Below are 17,543 nucleotides of genomic sequence, written 5' to 3' on the forward strand. Positions count from 1 at the left end.
CAATACTACCAATACCCAAGTGCTTTCCACCAAAGCCCGCCAACAATTCCCCATACACTTAAATTAATAACGCTCATTATAAGGCCCATTACCCACCAGTCTTTTAACGATACATAGCCTGAGCCAAACACTATGGGTGATGTGCCTGTTGCGTAATGCGTTAACGACATCATGAGTGATGAAGCGCCTGCTAACAGTAAACCTAAAAATAAAGGCGGAGCGCCAAGCGCCAAACCTGCGGCGTAAAATGCGGCAAACATAGCAGTAATATGTGCTGTGGTACTGGCAAAAAAGTAATGAGCGTAAAAATACACAGCTACCAATATAATGGCCGATACAATCCAGTCAAAACCCAGTTGCGCAATGTTGCTCTCAACAAGTGTTGAAAACCACGTTACCAAACCTAATTTATTTAAAAAAGTGGCCATCATTACTAATGCTGAAAACCAAACAACGGTATCCCACGCAGACTTTTCTTTAAGTACATCATCCCAGCTTAATACACCAGTCACTAATAAAACCGATAAACCTAAAAAGGCCACTGCGGTTGTGTTAACTGCGTAGTCAGCCCCTAAAATCATTGCAGGCACGCCGGCCCATAAAATAAGCAGCATGGCAAAAACACCCACCATTATTTTTTCGCCGTAACTCATTGGGCCCATTTCAGTTAATTTAGATTCTGCGTAGGTTTTAGCGTCGGGCGTACTTTTAACTTCAGGTGGGTAAATGGCATAAACAACCAAAGGCACAAGGGCAATACATAGCAAACCAGGAACAAGCGCTGCGAGCGCCCACGTACCCCAAGTAATACTAATATTTGCACCGGTAGCATCAGCAATCAGCTTTACAATTAGAGGGTTTGGCGCAGTTGCCGTAATAAACATAGCTGATGTAATAGGGTTTATATGGTAGCTCACTAAAGCAAGGTAGTGCCCAATTTTACGAGATGTACCTTCCTCAGGGGACGAGCCAAAACTTGTTGCTATCGACTTCATTATTGGGTGAATAATAGCGCCGCCTCGTGCGGTATTACTTGGCGTTACAGGCGCTATAACAAGTTCAGAAAGTGCGAGTGCATAGCCAATACCAATAGTTTTTTTACCAAAAAAAGAAATAAAATTATAGCCAATACGATTACCTAAACCGGTTTTAGCTAAACCCCGAGATATGATAATAGCAATACCAATCAACCAAATTAATGAATTAGAAAAGCCACTTAATGCATCTTTAATAGCGCCAGATGGGCTGTCATTAGTTACGCCGGTTAACGCAACAGAGGTAATAGCTAAAATAGCAATGGCGCCGATTGGCATTGCTTTACCAATAATGGCAACAACAGTACCAATAAATAAAGCGAGCAAATGCCATGCGTTTTCGGTAACACCTTGCGGGGGCGGTACAGCAAACCAAAGTAGTAAAACAATGGCTATAGAAATCAGTCCAGAGGTAACTCGAATATCAGTACCCTTCATTAAAAATGTCCCTAAGTTTTAGAAATGCATGCATTCTGTGTATTGAAAAGGCGACGTTATTCTACTTCATTTTATAATAAAAAAAATGACGCACATCATATGAATATTAGACTTATTTAATTTTATTAATAAAGAGGTAATAAATCATAAACTAAAGTGATTGATTACATTACCCGATGAGAGCTTACGTTGTGCTTAATCAACTCTTATATTTTTAAGAGTTAGCTTGAATTGTTTTATCGACTAGCAAGGTCTTTGTAAGTCTTAACGAATACTTGGAAATACAATGAACTTAAAATTAACCAACAACGTGATTACTTTTTTATTAGCGAGTAGCTTTTTGTTACTTGGCTTATCGTTTGCGTTAGGAGCAAACCCTAATACGTTAACGGCTACGTTTAGTTTTTATGGCGTTGATTCGCTAATGTCTGTATCTGCATTAGGTTTGATTAGTGGCTCATTTATGATTGCCTTAGCGTTTGCCACCGTGCTCGCTCGCCTTAAATTAATGAAACCTACATCAGCACTTTTACTTGCAGCAATTATAAGTTTAGTTGCATTACTTACCTTGTTTGCCAGTAACCGTTGGATGGCTCAACTTGGCGGCTTTCCAATCATTGGTAGTGGGCAGGGCATAATTAAATACTTTGCTGTAGTGCCTTTGTATTTGTTTTTATTTTATAAAGACAAACTTACCGACAAACAACACGTACTTTTAAACTTTATACCGGTTGCCATGGTTTTATTGTGGATTGGCGGCATGAAGTTTTATGAGTTTGAAGCAAAAGGCATTGTAAGTTTAGTAGAAACCTCACCGTTTATGTCGTGGTTATACACGGTATTTAGCGTACAAGGCGCGTCTAACGTGATTGGCGGGTTTGATGTATTATTTGCTGTGTTATTGGGCTTAGGGCTATTTTTAAATAATAAAAAGCTAATTATTGTAAGTGGCTTAGCGTGTTTAAGCGTATTTATGATGACCCAAACATTCTTAATTACTGCAACCGGTGCATTTAGTTCTTCCACTTTATTGGAGCGCTTAGGGCAGTTTGTAATTAAAGATCTTTGGTATATAGCCAACCTTGTTGTTATTGCTTTTTTAATGATTTTTAAACCGGCTAAATAATATAAAAGAGGGATTTTATGATCAGTTGCAACCAATACGACTACATCGAAATTGCCTGTATGCACCATTTAAGCATTGAGCTTATATTAAAAAATGGTGATGGTGTATGTGGCGTAGCAACTGACACAAAACGCAATGCTAATAGAGACGAATGCATAGTTGTTAACGTAAATAGCGAGCTGCAACTCATTGTGCTTACTACAATTAGTGTACTTAAAGCGCATGAGAAAAATCCATACTTTGACCACGTGAACTTTGATGTAAAGTAAACACCTCACTCATTCGTTTTTATCATAAGCACCTCAGCGAGCCTGTATCATTAATATGTTAAGGCTCGCTTATCTCACCAATGCTTTAGCTAATTACGCGCTAAATACATAAAGCCAAAATTTTCCTACAACTTTCTTTTGTTCTTTACTCGAGTTTTTCACCGAACAAGGCTAAACGCCAACTATTAAAGCGTATAAAAATGCTAATTCTGTAATAAGTAAGCCTTTATATGTCCATATATGGCGCTTGGTCATCGTGTGTTTGTTAATTATGGTCGTAAAAGGTAGCTACATAAATAAAGCTAACTTACAGAGCCAGCTGTTTAAATAAACAGCTATTTTAATTTTGTCCAATAACATTATTAAAAGTCGTTTTGGTGCAAAATAACAAAGGCCTTTTTATAACATGCCTAATCACTTGTTTACATTGAAGTTATTTAGTGAAATTATTGATCTATGTAATATACGCCGTTCTGGGGTGTTATAACCCCCCAAAGTGGTGTCTAATAAGCAGATTAGTTTTTAAATCTGACCAAGGAGTAGGTTTCATGAAAAAGCTCATATTACTAAGCAAAACCTCAATATTGTTTTGCTTATTATCAAGTAGTGCCTTTGCTACGCCTAAGGTAAATATAAATACTGAGTATTACTCAATACATGGTTCAACGGCTAATGAGCTAAGAAATGAAATGAATACTAAAAGCTCTATTAAGCAATCGGGAAACACTTACGATGCTTATACTTCTTGGTTTGTTAATTGGCGCTTTAACTGGAATGAAAGTAATGGTCTGTGCTCTATGACGAGTGTTAAAAGTACTGTCAAAGTTAATTTCACTCTTCCCAAGTGGGAGAATAGTAATAGTGCAGAGGTAAACCTAAAAAAGCGTTGGGCACATTATTACAATGCACTAATTGCTCACGAAAATGGCCATAAAGACTTTGGTATTAATGCAGCTAAAGAGATTGAAAATCGTCTGTCAGTTTTAGCAGCAAAAAATTGCTCTAGTTTAAAAAGTAAAGCTAATAGTCTTGGTAAAAAGATTATTGATAAATACGTAGTGCTTGAAAAAAAGTATGATAAAAATACTAATCATGGAATGAAAAATGGGGCTGTATTCCCATAAAACATAACAGCACGACCAGAGGTGGACAGCAAGCACCAAAGCTCACTTTTCACCGCAAATTTTAATAGTGGTGATCCCTTACTTTTTAATGCTGTTAAGTAAGTTGATTCGTCGTAAGGCGTGTGTTTTTTCCAGCACCTAAATAGTATTCGTATCCACTTAAATGCCAATGAACTGATGATGGTATTATGAGGCTTTCCTATGGTTTCTTGCTGCCAACTATCGTGGTCAATTAACGGTGCTTTAGCCAAAAATAAATAACGCACAGATAATCCTGCTCATTCTAGAAAGAGTAAAAAAGGTACCCACACTAAATTTTTCAGTAATACTTTCCAAAACGCCAATTAAAACAACACCAAACACTTCTTTATATGCTGCGTAAAAGCACAGTAATCGATTGAACCAAAATAGGAACTCAGCTATGGTTTGTTTATCAATAAAAATAAATAAAAAAACGAGTTAATCTACAGGCTCGTTGGTACTAAAGGAGTATCTAGCATTGGATGATCTAATAACAAAAATCAAAAGTGTCCCTAACGAAATTTGGTGGAGAACACTTTCGTATATTATTTCCGCTTTTTTCCTTGTACCAAATATTACGATGATCATGTTTCTAATTTACATGGGAGAATATGACTTTTTCTCTTACGACTTCTTTACGGAGGGTGTATTTGGAATGAAATTGTTTTTCGTAACTACTGCTTTTTTCTTACTTATTAGTTCATTAGCAATATTTAGCCCTGTCTTATTGATTGTTGGAAAAGTTAAGAAAAAGAAAATCGATAAACAACTAATTGCCCTGAGTATTTTATTTACTTTAATTACTTGGTCGATCCTTATCTTAGAGTTTATTTCTGGTGCTGATACTGCTCGGATTTTCTTTGTATTAGGTATGTGTGCGGTTATTATTACTCATATTTCAGTGCTAATTTACTTCAAGGCTAAGGCACAATTTATCAGTTTAGGAGCTATTACTTTTTGTATAGTTTTTATGTCTTTTAATTGGTCTGCTCAATCCTCCAAAGTAATTTCAATTGGCTTACAGGCATTTGGCGTTGGTGGTGATTTATCAATAACAATAACTAATGCTCAATCTGGAGTTAAAACTAAAGGGAAACTAAAATTAATATCCCCAAAATTTATATACTTTACGCCTTCAACCGAAAAGGGCGTTGCTAGTTATTCTTTATCAAATGTAGGCTATTATGTTGTGGATAAAAAGTAGCTCTAACAAGTCGTAAAGCAGAACAAAAAAAATCTGGTTTTTACTGCTATGTCGCTTACTTTAGCAAATATATTTTGCCTATTTAAGGCAGCACTAGATATAAAAATACAAGGATGCATGATTGAATTATTTAAATTGGTTACAAAAGACATACCCAGAGCTAAATGAGATATCAAATGAAACTATTAACTCTCATATCGACAAAGCAAAGTCTGATACAGAGCTTTTTAGGGAATTCATTAAAGTATTAGGTAGCTTATTTTTTATTATCCCGTTTAACTTATACCTTTATATTTCGGGTATTCAGGCATCTAACAGCTCTTTATATTGGTTGTTGGTTGTGGCTTCAATTGCTGTTGGTGGTTTTATCGGGCTTTATTGCGAGCAAAAGGTCATTAAAAAACGCCTTAAAAAAATAATACAGTTGAAGGCGTTTTAAATGACTAATGATGAAGTAGTTTCAAAGCTACGCAGTGCAAAAGTTAAGGTTGTCCTTTATGTTTCGGGTTTATTTTTACTTTTGACCTATGTTGATTTTTATTTGGCTGACACTTCAGAAAAAACAACACAAAGCATGCTATCAAGTTCACCGTTCTCCATTGTTATTTTTGTTTGCCTACAGTTAGCAATAATGCTTACTTTTACTTATTTGGAGAAAATCCTTATTGGTATAAATCAAACAAAAAATAATGCCGATATATCGAATTGAAATGGCAGGCTTTTGAATTATTACCAGAGCCGCTTTTGAAAATTTATGCATAACTGAGTAACTGATTGAACAAAATAGGAACTTAGCTATGGTTTGATTATCAATAAAATAAATAAAAAACGAGTTAATCTACAGGCTCATTATTTTTCGAACATCGAGGATATTTATGGAAATTGAATATATTTGGGGTGTTTTAGCGGTTATTGCAGTTTTATTTATATTAATATTTGGTAACTCAATACCCAAGCATGGCAGCGTAACTGAAGGTGATGTTATTGTTGCTTTAAAATCAGGTCATAAAGTTAGAGCAATAAAATATTATAGATCTGTTCATGGTGTAAGTTTGAAAGAAGCTAAAAATGCCATTGAAAAATTAACTTCAAAACATGCCCTGAAGTGAGGGCCAAGTAAAATTCAGCCATTAATTGCAAGTTTTAAAAGTGGTGAGCCTCTTTGTTTTCCACCACCTAAATACAACCCTTATCCATTTGAATACCAGCGATCTAATAGTGTGGTTATATGGCTTATCCTTCACTTTTACTGCTTATAATACGCTTTAGCCTAAAATCAACTATGCACCTATAACGATTAGAAAAACCAGCCACTCTACAAATTTTTGCCTTAGAAAAGTGGGCAACTAAAACCTAAATATATCCATACCTCTTGAGGGCTTCGTTCAATAAATTGCGCTATCCCCGCTTATTTTTACTTCAGCGGTATCATTAAACGCGCGCAATTTCCCTGAAAATCAATAGCCTAAAAAAATAATTATAGAAGGTCCTGTAGTCAAATAACAATACTTTAGTAAACGCTAGTTCATATTACGTCACGTAATATTCATGCAGAACTTTAAGTTAAACATACGCTCGTGCAGCGTTCCCATTTTTATTTGACTCAATTTATTGGACATTCTTTTTATGAAATTAAAGTTATTTATCGCAATTATTTTTAGCACTTCGATGTCGTCTTACGCGACAGAAGCAGTAGATAAAACGGAGTTTTCATTCGAAGACTTAAAAGCGCTGGCAAAAGCCTCAGCCGAAAAGCCCTATACGTCAACTAAGGTGCCAGCGCCGGAGTTAATCGATAAAATTACGTATGACGAACATTGGAAAATACGCTTTAAAGAAGATGAAACCTTATACCCAAGTGGAAAAAAGGCACCTGTACAATTATTTTACCCAGGGCGATATTTTCCTGAGCCAGTAAGTATTTACATCAGAGACGATAAAAATCAGGTTCAAAATGTACCTTTTAGTAATGACGTTTTTGATATGCCTGATAATAGCCCAGCTCACGATCTCCCAGAAGGGTTTGGATTTGCAGGCTTTAGAATAATGCGCCCAGATATGAAACCAGATTGGATATCTTTTTTAGGCGCGTCTTATTTTCGTACTGACGGGCCAGAGGGACAATATGGACTGTCAGCCCGAGGTATTGCAATTAATACGGGTATGAATCAGCCAGAAGAATTTCCGCGCTTTTCTGCATTTTGGATTGGCCCCGCAGAGAAAAAAGGTGAAAGTGTGTCTGTTTGGGCATTGCTTGAAGGGCCTTCTATCACTGGTGCTTATCGATTTGGTTTAAGCAAAGATAACAAAGAAGCCAAAGGACATATCACCTCAGTAAGCGCTAATCTGTATATGCGCGCCGATGTTGAACGTTTAGGCGTAGCACCGTTAACCAGTATGTATTGGTACTCACAAAAAGATAAAACAGAAGCTAAAGATTGGCGCCCAGAAATTCACGACAGTGATGGACTGGCTATTCACACAGGATCGGGTCAATACGTTTGGCGCCCATTAAATAATCCTCAGTCGGTGTCGACCAATAGTTTTATTGATGAGAACCCAAAAGGGTTTGGCTTAATCCAAAGAGATCGTGACTTTAATAACTACCAGGACGACGGCGTATTTTACAATAAGCGTTCATCAGCGTGGATAAAACCTACTGACGATTGGGGCAAAGGCGCAGTACAGTTAATCGAAATTCCTACAAAAGATGAAACGTTCGACAATATTGTTGCCTACTGGGTGCCCGAAAAAGAGGCGCGCAAAGGTGATGAGTTTACCTTTTCTTATGATATTGAATGGCGTCCACTCGATCCAAAATCAAAAACGCTTGCAAGCGTTGTAAATACTCGCCAAGGCTTAGGCGGAATTCCCGGCCAGCCTATTCCTGAAGGCGTTAACAAGATGGTGATTGATTTTGAAGGCCCAGTATTTAAAGGCTTAGATAACAAAAGTGGTATAAAGCCGATTGTTGAAGCCAGCAACGGTGAAATACTAGAACCTATTGGAGTTTATCCGGTAGTTGGTACAAACCAATGGCGATTAGCGTTTGACTACAAACAAGCTAACAATAACCCAGTGAACATACGCGCGTATTTAGTTGATAAAAATGATGAAGCTATAACTGAAACATGGGTAAGTGATGCAAAGGTAACGATTAAATAAGACCTTAAAGTAACTGTTTAGCATATTGTTCTTAAATGAACTCAGGCGCTTTTTATCCTTGTTCTTTTTAATGCTTGGCTTTATGTATGCTTTAATTAAATTTATAATTCAAGCATACAAATTACGTGCATAAAAAGTAATGGATACAAATTTTAGTGGAACTTAATATGACATTTTTAAAAAATGTAAAGCAACAAGCGGCGACTAAAACGCCTTCTGAATTAGAGCGTTTATGGCAGCGAATTGAAAAACATACTAAGCGTAACGCAAACTTTGATATTAAAAAGCAGATCCTGTTTTCTCAATTTCAAGAACAAGTAGAGCACCATGAGCAAATTCAAGCTCAAATGATTGCAGAACAAATTATTCATTTTAGTAAGTTTATCCAACGTAAAAGCTTAACTATTGAACAGCGTAATGAACTTGTGGATTGGATAAATGAAGATTTAGATTATTTGTCAGAACATCCATTCATTGGCGAGTTGAATGTTGAGGAAGTGTCTCAAGTTTTTCAATCTTACCTAAATAAGTATAACCAAGATACGGTTAGTACAATCCCTTCTTCAGAGTTAAACATATTACGTAATATGTTACAGCAAGATTTCCCCGGTTTAAAATTAACAGATGACGAACTGAGAGAAATAACAGCTGATCCTTCATTGCTTTATAAGCACCTTGACGAGCAAGGTTTTGGTGAGGAGAAAGATGATGAAGCGTTTAGTGCAGATAATATGCACTATGAACAAGATGAAGATTGGGATGACTTTTTTGACCAACACGAGCGATTTGATCGCGATGAAATTAAACAACAAAAAAACAACTCAAAATTAGAAAAGTTGTTTAAAGGCTCGCAGCTAAACAAAATGTATAAACGTTTAGCATCTAAGTTGCATCCAGATAAAGAATCTGATCTTGCAAAAAAAGCAGAAAAACACGAACTAATGCAACAGTTAGTACAAGCTCGAAAAGAGAAAGACGGTTTTACTTTATTACAACTTTACATAAGCCATTTTGACGACGATGTCGATTTTGACGAAGAAACCAAAGCAAACTTAATTCCGTTACTGCAAAATAAAATAATCGAGCTAAATGAACAGCATCGGCAACAAAAAGAAAGTAATGACCAATATACAATTGTGTGGCGTAAGTTTAATGGTCGTAGTAAAGCGCAAATTAAAGATAATTTTGTAAACCATTTAGCGGCGCTAAATAATGAATGTGATGAAATTGCTAAACGTTTAGAGTATTGCACTACGGTTAAATCACTTAAAGAAGAGCTTAACAACCGAATTATGAATAAACGTCATATGCCCATGTCTTTAGAGGCGGCTCTGGAAAACATGTTCAATTTTTGATGAATTAACAGTGACGCCAGCCTAAGTTTTTTCATTAAGTTAGAATGGCTGTCCTGTTTAGCTGTTTCTTTACGCTGCGGCAACTGTATTGCCTTGTTCTTAATGTAGAAAAGCTGCAAAACGCGATGTATTAAGAAAGATAAGCCCTTAGTACCTCAATAAAGTCACTCAAACACCAGTGTTCCCTTCTAAAATACTAATTTAAACAACACCGAACACTTTTAATTTAAACAACACCGAACACTTTTTGTATTTTACGTAAAATACAGTAAACGATTGAACCAAAATATGAACTCGGCTATGGTTTATTTACCAATAAAAATAAATAAAAAACGAGTTAACCTGCTGCTTGTTAGCTGTTTCGAGGGATTGCATGTTTTTTTTGAGTAAATTATTTTGTTGGGAGCGAGGCAGGCAAAAGTCAGGCTACGATAAAATGTTGATTTGTGGTGCTACGTGGCCAATTAAATTTGATACATATTTGCTTAAATTTCCACAAGGAAGTGAAATAGCACCACACACAGACAAGGTTGAATCTGGTAAACACTATCGATTGAATATAGTGCTTAAAAAGGCAGATTTGGGTGGTGAGTTTATTTGCACTAATCCGATATTTGAAACAAAGCGAGTTAAGCTATTCCGCCCTGATGTAAGTGAGCATCAGGTATCAAAAGTTATAAAAGGTAGTCGATATTTACTCAGCATTGGGTGGATAAAAGGGAGCTCTAAATGCTAGATTTAAGACCTAATTGTGAATGTTGTGATAAGAATCTACCTGCACAGTCCACAGAGGCTTTTATTTGTTCATTTGAATGCACATTTTGTTCTGGCTGTGCTCAAACGGTGTTAAATAACGTGTGCCCAAACTGCTCAGGTAATTTGGTTCAGCGGCCAATTCGCCCTTTGGCTGCACTAAAAAATTACCCAGCATCAACTAAGCGGGTATTAAAAGAAAGTGGTTGTGCGCCAAATACATAAGAACACAAAGTATAATAATTACATTTTCTGAATATGGAGATCTGATGAGAAAACCCTTTGAATTTACCGTTAAGTCAATCAAAGTTAAAATAATTAACGCTTGGTTTAGTGGTGCTAAATTATATGTGAATGGTGACTTACGAGATACTGACAAAACTTTGTTAGCTATTAGGAATAATACTTTACTATCTGCAAATTTAGGTGAGTTGGGTGTTCTAGAAATCAAGCCATTATCGGGTTTAATTACCGTTGAAATGGATGCATATTTGGTCAATGGTACAAACATTCAACATGTATATAGCTCACATAAACGCCTTAGCCTAAAAGAGCAAAGGGCAGCTCGATAAAGCTACTTTAAATAACGTATATTCCTGTGTTTTCCTGCATTTACCTGCCTTCAGTAATAACCTCCAAATGACTTTGAGGAGGTTTAAGCCCCTAAGCATACCAAGTTAATATACTTGGTTTACTCGATTACCTTAAAATTACTCAAACCCTTTTACATAAAGTACGAGCGCGCTGTACATTACACTGAGTGCCTTTGTTACATCGCGGTCTATAACCGCTTCTGCTGGGTGATGGCTTATACCGCCAGGGCTGCGTATAAACAACATGCCAACGGGGCAAATAGGAGCGATTGCCATTGCATCGTGCCCAGCGCCTGAGGCAAGTGAAGGCGATGCTTGGTTGTTGAGTTTACATGCGCTTGAAAACAAATGCTGAATAGTGGTGTCGCACGCTACGGCACCGGCGGCATGCGTCCATTGCCAATCAAGTGTTAAATTGCGTTTGCTTGCTATAGATTGAGCGCTGCTTTGTATGGCGCTTAGTAAGTTAGCGAGATCGGTGTCGCTCTGTGCGCGTGCATCTAGGCTTATGGTTGTTTTACCTGCAATCACGTTTGTTGCACCGGGGCGAGACTGTATTTGCCCTACGGTGGCAACTTCGCCATTTTTAGCATTGCTTGCTAGTTTTTCAATTTCGATTACTAATTCGGCGCAGCCTGCTAACGAATCCTGACGTAAATTCATTGGCGTTGTACCCGCATGACCGCTTTGCCCTGTTAGGGTAAGCATGGCGCGCTTTGCTCCTGCTATTGCAGTTACAACGCCTAACGCCTGATTAACCGATTCGAGTACAGGGCCTTGTTCAATATGAGTTTCCCAGTAAGCTAGTAATTCATTTTTATTAAGTGCAGCTTTTGCGTAGTCGTTGGGATTTAAGCCAAAGTCGAGCATGGCTTGGCGCATAGTTATGCCGTTTGTGTCTTCAATGTTTAGCCACTGTGGGTCAAATTCGTTAGCGAGGGCTTTTGAGCCAATTAAAGTAGTGGCAAAGCGAGTGCCTTCTTCATCGCAAAAGCCCACTACATCTAAATGAAAGGGCAGGTCGAGCTTTAACTTATGTGCAAGCGCTGCAATTTCTATCCCCAGTAGTACACCTAAAATACCATCAAACGCACCTGCGTTTGGTACGGTGTCGAGGTGCGATCCTATAATTAAACGTTTAGCATATGGGTTTGATGATTTTAGCCGACCCCAAAGGTTGCCCACTTCGTCTTGCCACGATTGCATGCCTGCCTCAACCATCCACGATGCAGTAACGGCGTTACACTCTTTGTGCTCTTTTGATAAGTACACACGGTGAATACCACCTTGCATTTGCGATAGTGCGCTGAGGGTCTTACAGCGAGATAAAGCGCGTGTTGCGTATTCATCAGCAAGTTCTTTGTTTAACAAAGGCTTTAAAAGGGGGCTTACAATCGTCATGCTAAATCCTTTTTTTATTTATAGTGAGTGAGGGCGGCAATGGCGGCTTCGCCTTTAGGACCTTTGTAACCGTTGGCATGCAAACAAGCGTCTAGGCTTGCAAGTGTTTGTAGTACGGTATCTTTTCGGGCGTTGTAGCCCATAGTGCCAATACGCCAAATTTTGCCATGAAGTGGCCCAAACGAGGTGCCAATTTCTATTCCAAAATCGGTTAGCATTTGCCCGCGTACGTGATCGGCATTAATGCCCTCGGGTATATAAACACCCAGTACGTTGTTCATTTTATGCGTTAAATCGCCAAATACATTTAAGCCCAGTGCTTGAATGCCTGTTAGCATGGCATCGCCATGTAATTTGTGGCGTGCTACGCAGTTATCTACGCCTTCTTCAATTACTATGCGGGCGCATTCTGAGGCGCAATACAGCATGCTGGTGGCTTCGGTATGATGATTTAGGCGCTCCTCTCCCCAGTAATTCATGATCATACCTAAATCAAAATAGTTAGAGCGTACAAAGGGCTCTGTGCCGTCGATATGATTGGCTGTGCGAATGCCTGCTTCTACCTTTTTACGTTTTTGGATCCACTCGGCGCATTTGTCGCTTAGTGTTAATGGCGCAGACCCAGAAGGTCCGCCTAAACACTTTTGTAGGCCAACAGAAAGTGCATCGAGTTTCCACTCATCGGCAGGAAGTTCGTTACCCACAATAGAGGCGGTGGCATCGCAATAAAATAGTACATCGTGCTTTTGGCAAATATCACCAATATGCTCAAGAGGTTGGTTCATGGTGGTGGATGTATCGCCTTGTACCATAGCAAGCACATGTGGTTTTACATCAACAATGGCTTTTTCGATTTGTTCAGGCGTAAACACTTCGCCCCACGGTACTTCTATTGTGTGCACCTTTGCGCCAACGCGTTCTGCTATTTCAGCAAGTAGGTGACCAAAGCGCCCCATAATTGGTACTAGTACTTTATCGCCTGGGCGTAAAATTGAGCATAATACGGCTTCAATCCCTGCGCGCGATGTGCCATCTATTAGCATGGTCCATTCGTTTTTAGTTTTAAAAATTTCGCGGTAACGCGCCATGGTTTCGTTCATAAAACCGGTCATTACTGGGTCGTATTGACCTATAAGTTGCGCCGACATAGCACGTAAAACACGAGGATCTGCATTAATAGGGCCTGGTCCCATTAATAAACGCTGTGGTGGGTTTAAGGTTTGAACTTGCGTGTTATTAAACATATTTTAGGCTCCCAGAGTCTGAATGAGCATGCGAATGCCGGTTATCATTAAGACAACGGCAAAAGCGCGTTTTAGTTGTTTTTGATCCAGCTTGCTACCAATTTTTACGCCAATAGGTGCAAATAAAATAGTCAGCGGAATAATAAGGAAAAAGGCAGGGAGGTTAACCAACCCCCACGTACCTAGGGGAGCATCGGTTGGCGTTGTGCCAATACTTAATAAGGTAATAACACCTGGTAGCGCAATCAATAAACCAAAAACGGCCGCAGTTCCTACTGCAACATGGGCGCGTACATTAAATGCGTTTAGCATAGGTACGCCAATAGTACCGCCACCTATGCCAATCATTACCGACAAACCACCTACAATACTTGCCATAACGCCTTGACCAAATTTACCTGGCAGTTGTTTTACAAGCGCGGGTGCGCCGGCTCTAAATAACATATTAAGGCTTACCAAAATGGCAATGCAGGCAAACATGAGCACTAATGCGTTACCGCGAACGGAATGAGCAATAATACTACCGACTACCGCCATAACTAATATAAACGGTGCCCAGTATTTTATTAGCGCAAGGTCAATATTTCCTTTGCTATGATGCGAGCGAATAGATGAAAGCGAAGTAGGTACTATGCTTGCAAGTGATGTGGCGGTGGCTATCATCATTGCCGACTCTGGGCTTACGCCAAAACCTTGCAGTAAAAAATACAGCACAGGTACGATAACAATACCGCCGCCTACACCAAAAAGTCCTGCTAAAATTCCGGCAAAAATACCGGTTGCTATTAAGGCCGCTACTATTGGCCATTGGTTTATTATTTCTGACATTGTGTTCCTGCTGTAGTTACTGTTGCACGTCCATCTGAACGAGGATCTGTTGCAGCTTCAAGGCTTGTAGGTGTATCTAAAATAGCCCCAGCGTGCCCCATCATTTCGCTATTATTATCAACGCTTACCCAATCGTGGTCACGTTGATTTAATTCATGTTCTATATGAAAAACTAACCCTTTTTCAATTTTTAAATTTGTACTTGTATCGCCCCATGTACGTCCAAGTAACCAACGAGGGTCGCTAATCGCTTGTTTTATTGATTTATTTCGCCATGCGTAGCCTGCAAAAACAGCGGCTTGGGTTTGTGGCTGCCCTTCACCGCCCATTGTTCCGTAAGCGAGTCGACGACCATCGCTAAACTTTGCCAGTGCTGGGTTAAGTGTATGAGCCGGCTTTTTATTTGGCGCAAGGGCATTATTATTGTTACTCGCATCAATATCTTCATTGCTTAAACTAAAGCTTAAACCTCGGTTATTCCACACAAAGCCGCCTTCACTCATTAATATTCCGCTGCCAAATTCCCAGTAAATACTTTGAATAAAGCTGACTAATTGCCCGTTTTTATCTCTGGCTGCCATCCATACAGTATCGCCAGGCTCTGCGTTAAATGGCCAATGTTTGGCTTTACTCATATCAATATTGTTAGCAAGTTGGCTTAAGCGATCATCAGTTAGTGCTTTTTTATAATCATTCCCTAATACTTCAGGATCAGCCCAAAGGGTAGGGCGATGCGTAAAGCTTTGTTTAGTTGCCTCAACAATTAAGTGCGTCCAGTCGGCATCGGTTTTAGCTAAATGCTTTAACTTATTTACGGCACCAATTATTTGTAGTGAATGCACGCCCTGTGTTGGCGCGGGTAAGTTGTAGCAATCAATACCTGATAAGTTAGCATTTAGCGCAGTAACGACCTCGGCTTTTGTATTTGCAATATCACCTGCGGTGATTGAGCTGCCTGCTTTTGCTAAGTCGGCGGCAAATGAGTTAGCAAGTGCGCCTTCATAAAATGCGTTTAAACCATGTTTTGCTAAGTATTCAAACGTTGCTGCAAGTTTAGGGTTTTTAAAATGTTGACCTGCTTGCAAGGGGTTACCATTGGATATGTAGAGGTTTTTAAACGCGTCATTAGTATTGTTAACAGCGGCTAGCTTTTCGCAGCCTGCTTGCAAGCTTTTTGTTACGGTAAAACCCTCGCGCGCAAGCTCAATAGCGGGTGCTAAAATTTTTGACAGTGGTAGTGCTGCGTGCTCATCTAGTTCAAGCGCTTTTTGCCAACCGCGTATTGTACCCGCTTGAGTTAGTGCGCTTAATCCGCCGCGCTCTGGTATTTGCGTGAGCGTGTTATAGGCCGTTGTATTAGTTGCTGCGCGGCCGCAGGCGTCAATAGCTGTGGGCGTTTTTTGATTTGGGTTATCGATAAGCCAAAAGCTGTCGCCACCAATTGAGTTCATATGTGGATACACAACGCTAATCGCAGCGGCAGCGGCTACCATAGCCTCGGTAGCTGTACCGCCTTGTTTTAGTATATTTATACCCGCCTCAGTGGCCGAAAAATGAGACGCGGTAAATGCAATATTGTGTGTGGTCATGTCGGTGTGTCCTGTTTAAAGTGTGCAGCTAGGTGCTTAACGCAAGCAAGTAGGCTTTTATCGTTACCGTGGGTCATCATTAATGAAAAACCATAAGGGTGATCATTTGCTAAATCAGCCAGCGGTAAATGCACTTGCGCTGAGCCACTAAGGCCCGCAATTGCCGAAAGCGTAATAATTTGCATGCGTAAGGCGCTTGTGTCGGCGCCTAATTTAGGTGCGGTTGTGGGTGTGGTGGGTAAAAATAAGCAGCTGTGTTTGTTTAGGTTTTTAGCGACTATTGTTTGCCACTCGTGCTGTATTTTTAACGCCTCTTGTTCTTCTTGCTCGGTTAAAGCCAGTGCCATTTTAAAACGAGCCGCAATTGCTGGCGCAAAATGAGAAAGCTGATCTGGGAGTTCAAGCCAGTCTCGGTGCGTTTTAGCAATCGCACGACCTTGTAATACTCTAAAGGTATCGGCAAGCTCACTTAGCAGGGTGCTTTTGGGGAGCTTAAAATCGATATGATGATTAAAATAAGGTTTGGTTTTTTCTAAAAGCTTACCCAGTGGGGCTTGTAAAGCAGGGTCAACGAGTTCAAATAACGGCTCACAAATAACTAAGGTATCAACGTTATTAATAGCTTGTTGTGGCAACAGTACATTACCTACATCGCTTAATAGCTCGGCGCTCAGGGTAAGCCAACCTATGGTATCAAAAGGGGGAGCCAACGGTATTAGGCCGTCTTTTTCAATCACGTTATGGCTTGGCCTTATGCCATATAAACCACAATAGCTGGCGGGTATCCTAATTGAGCCGCCAGTGTCGGTGCCTAAGCCAATATCGGCTAAGTTAGCAGCAACGGCTGCTGCCGAACCCATACTCGAACCACCGCAAGCATGCCCTTTTAATTTAGGATTTTGCGCAGCGTCATAATGTATATTATTACCCTCTAAGCTATAAGCCAGTTCGTCTGTGTGGGTAAAGCCTATAAAGTTACAACCAGCGGTCATGAGCTTATTAACCGAGCTTGCCGTATTTTGAGCCGGTTTAGCTGTTTTAAACCAATGTGGATTGCCAGCACTATTACGCTCGCCTTTTACTGCAAATACATCTTTTACGGCTAAGCGATTGTTTGCAAGTAGACCAGATTGGTTTGTTTGCCACAGGGTAGGACCGTGATTGCAAAATATACTTTTGTTGTTTTTTTTATCACTCATTTGCAGCTCATTATTATAAAACTGACCAAGTACTTACTTATTAAGTTAAGAGTGATTAGAAAGCGGGCTGGTTATTATTATTTTAATACCAATTTTATTAAAAACATGATCATTCTATCGGATTAAATAGCGCACTTACTTCGTTAAAAATTATTCATAGAGAACAACTATATGTCATAATTTTTGCCTTGTTATTGCGC

18 protein-coding genes and 1 pseudogene are annotated in these 17,543 nt (G+C 39.3%); 12 read left to right on the plus strand and 7 right to left on the minus strand.

Going from position 1 to position 17,543, the window contains the following annotated elements:
• Positions 1-5: 5 nt before the first annotated feature.
• Positions 6-1,472 carry a DASS family sodium-coupled anion symporter gene (locus I6F44_RS14820; protein ID WP_121954193.1) on the minus strand — a complete coding sequence of 489 codons (1,467 nt, stop codon included), beginning with the start codon at positions 1,470-1,472 and terminating at the stop codon, positions 6-8.
• Between the two features lie 286 nt (positions 1,473-1,758).
• Between I6F44_RS14820 and I6F44_RS14825 the strand changes: the two genes are divergently transcribed.
• From I6F44_RS14825 to I6F44_RS14835, 3 genes are all read left to right on the plus strand, one after another.
• Positions 1,759-2,598, plus strand: coding sequence for a DUF417 family protein (locus tag I6F44_RS14825; RefSeq protein ID WP_197174067.1), 840 nt, complete (start codon positions 1,759-1,761; stop codon positions 2,596-2,598).
• Positions 2,599-2,615: 17 nt separating this feature from the next.
• A complete protein-coding gene (locus tag I6F44_RS14830) occupies positions 2,616-2,867 on the plus strand; it encodes a Rho-binding antiterminator (protein WP_024604525.1) in 252 nt (83 codons plus the stop codon).
• Positions 2,868-3,415: 548 nt separating this feature from the next.
• Positions 3,416-3,991, plus strand: a complete 576-nt coding sequence (locus I6F44_RS14835; protein ID WP_121954195.1) for a DUF922 domain-containing Zn-dependent protease — start codon at positions 3,416-3,418, stop codon at positions 3,989-3,991.
• A 59-nt stretch (positions 3,992-4,050) separates the two neighbouring features.
• Here the strand turns inward: I6F44_RS14835 and I6F44_RS19790 are convergent.
• A pseudogene (locus tag I6F44_RS19790) lies at positions 4,051-4,191 on the minus strand (IS110 family transposase); the annotation flags it as partial.
• A gap of 299 nt (positions 4,192-4,490) precedes the next feature.
• On the opposite strand from I6F44_RS19790, the gene I6F44_RS14845 reads away from it, so the two are divergent.
• From I6F44_RS14845 to I6F44_RS14885, 9 genes are all read left to right on the plus strand, one after another.
• A complete protein-coding gene (locus I6F44_RS14845) occupies positions 4,491-5,216 on the plus strand; it encodes a hypothetical protein (protein ID WP_039488371.1) in 726 nt (241 codons plus the stop codon).
• A 121-nt stretch (positions 5,217-5,337) separates the two neighbouring features.
• A complete protein-coding gene (locus I6F44_RS14850) occupies positions 5,338-5,655 on the plus strand; it encodes a hypothetical protein (RefSeq protein ID WP_010553581.1) in 318 nt (105 codons plus the stop codon).
• Positions 5,656-5,925, plus strand: coding sequence for a hypothetical protein (locus I6F44_RS14855; RefSeq protein WP_010553582.1), 270 nt, complete (start codon positions 5,656-5,658; stop codon positions 5,923-5,925).
• A 166-nt stretch (positions 5,926-6,091) separates the two neighbouring features.
• Entirely contained in the window at positions 6,092-6,325 is a 234-nt protein-coding gene (locus tag I6F44_RS14860; RefSeq protein WP_010553583.1) for a hypothetical protein, read from the plus strand.
• A gap of 517 nt (positions 6,326-6,842) precedes the next feature.
• Positions 6,843-8,381, plus strand: a complete 1,539-nt coding sequence (locus I6F44_RS14865) for a glucan biosynthesis protein (RefSeq protein WP_010553584.1) — start codon at positions 6,843-6,845, stop codon at positions 8,379-8,381.
• Between the two features lie 167 nt (positions 8,382-8,548).
• Entirely contained in the window at positions 8,549-9,736 is a 1,188-nt protein-coding gene (locus I6F44_RS14870; protein WP_197174068.1) for a hypothetical protein, read from the plus strand.
• A 373-nt stretch (positions 9,737-10,109) separates the two neighbouring features.
• Positions 10,110-10,472, plus strand: coding sequence for a 2OG-Fe(II) oxygenase (locus I6F44_RS14875; protein ID WP_197174069.1), 363 nt, complete (start codon positions 10,110-10,112; stop codon positions 10,470-10,472).
• Positions 10,466-10,714, plus strand: coding sequence for a DUF1272 domain-containing protein (locus tag I6F44_RS14880; protein WP_165729010.1), 249 nt, complete (start codon positions 10,466-10,468; stop codon positions 10,712-10,714). The genes I6F44_RS14875 and I6F44_RS14880 overlap by 7 nt, the downstream gene beginning before the upstream one ends.
• A 44-nt stretch (positions 10,715-10,758) precedes the next feature.
• Positions 10,759-11,061 (plus strand): hypothetical protein, encoded by a 303-nt coding sequence (locus I6F44_RS14885; protein ID WP_197174070.1) that lies wholly within the window; start codon positions 10,759-10,761, stop codon positions 11,059-11,061.
• A gap of 138 nt (positions 11,062-11,199) precedes the next feature.
• Here the strand turns inward: I6F44_RS14885 and I6F44_RS14890 are convergent, their stop codons facing one another.
• The 5 genes from I6F44_RS14890 to I6F44_RS14910 are packed head-to-tail and all read right to left on the minus strand — an operon-like array spanning position 11,200 to position 17,343.
• Positions 11,200-12,483 (minus strand): allantoate amidohydrolase, encoded by a 1,284-nt coding sequence (locus I6F44_RS14890; RefSeq protein ID WP_197174071.1) that lies wholly within the window; start codon positions 12,481-12,483, stop codon positions 11,200-11,202.
• Positions 12,484-12,497: 14 nt separating this feature from the next.
• Entirely contained in the window at positions 12,498-13,727 is a 1,230-nt protein-coding gene (locus I6F44_RS14895; protein ID WP_169044698.1) for a pyridoxal-phosphate-dependent aminotransferase family protein, read from the minus strand.
• 3 nt (positions 13,728-13,730) lie between these two features.
• A complete protein-coding gene (locus I6F44_RS14900) occupies positions 13,731-14,555 on the minus strand; it encodes a sulfite exporter TauE/SafE family protein (RefSeq protein WP_197174072.1) in 825 nt (274 codons plus the stop codon).
• A complete protein-coding gene (locus I6F44_RS14905; RefSeq protein ID WP_197174073.1) occupies positions 14,543-16,144 on the minus strand; it encodes a gamma-glutamyltransferase family protein in 1,602 nt (533 codons plus the stop codon). The genes I6F44_RS14900 and I6F44_RS14905 overlap by 13 nt, the downstream gene beginning before the upstream one ends.
• Entirely contained in the window at positions 16,141-17,343 is a 1,203-nt protein-coding gene (locus tag I6F44_RS14910; RefSeq protein ID WP_197174074.1) for an amidase family protein, read from the minus strand. Before I6F44_RS14910 ends, I6F44_RS14905 begins: the two co-directional genes overlap by 4 nt.
• Positions 17,344-17,543 lie beyond the last annotated feature (200 nt).

This window comes from Pseudoalteromonas sp. NZS11_1 (assembly GCF_015864275.1).
GTDB lineage: Bacteria > Pseudomonadota > Gammaproteobacteria > Enterobacterales > Alteromonadaceae > Pseudoalteromonas > Pseudoalteromonas arctica.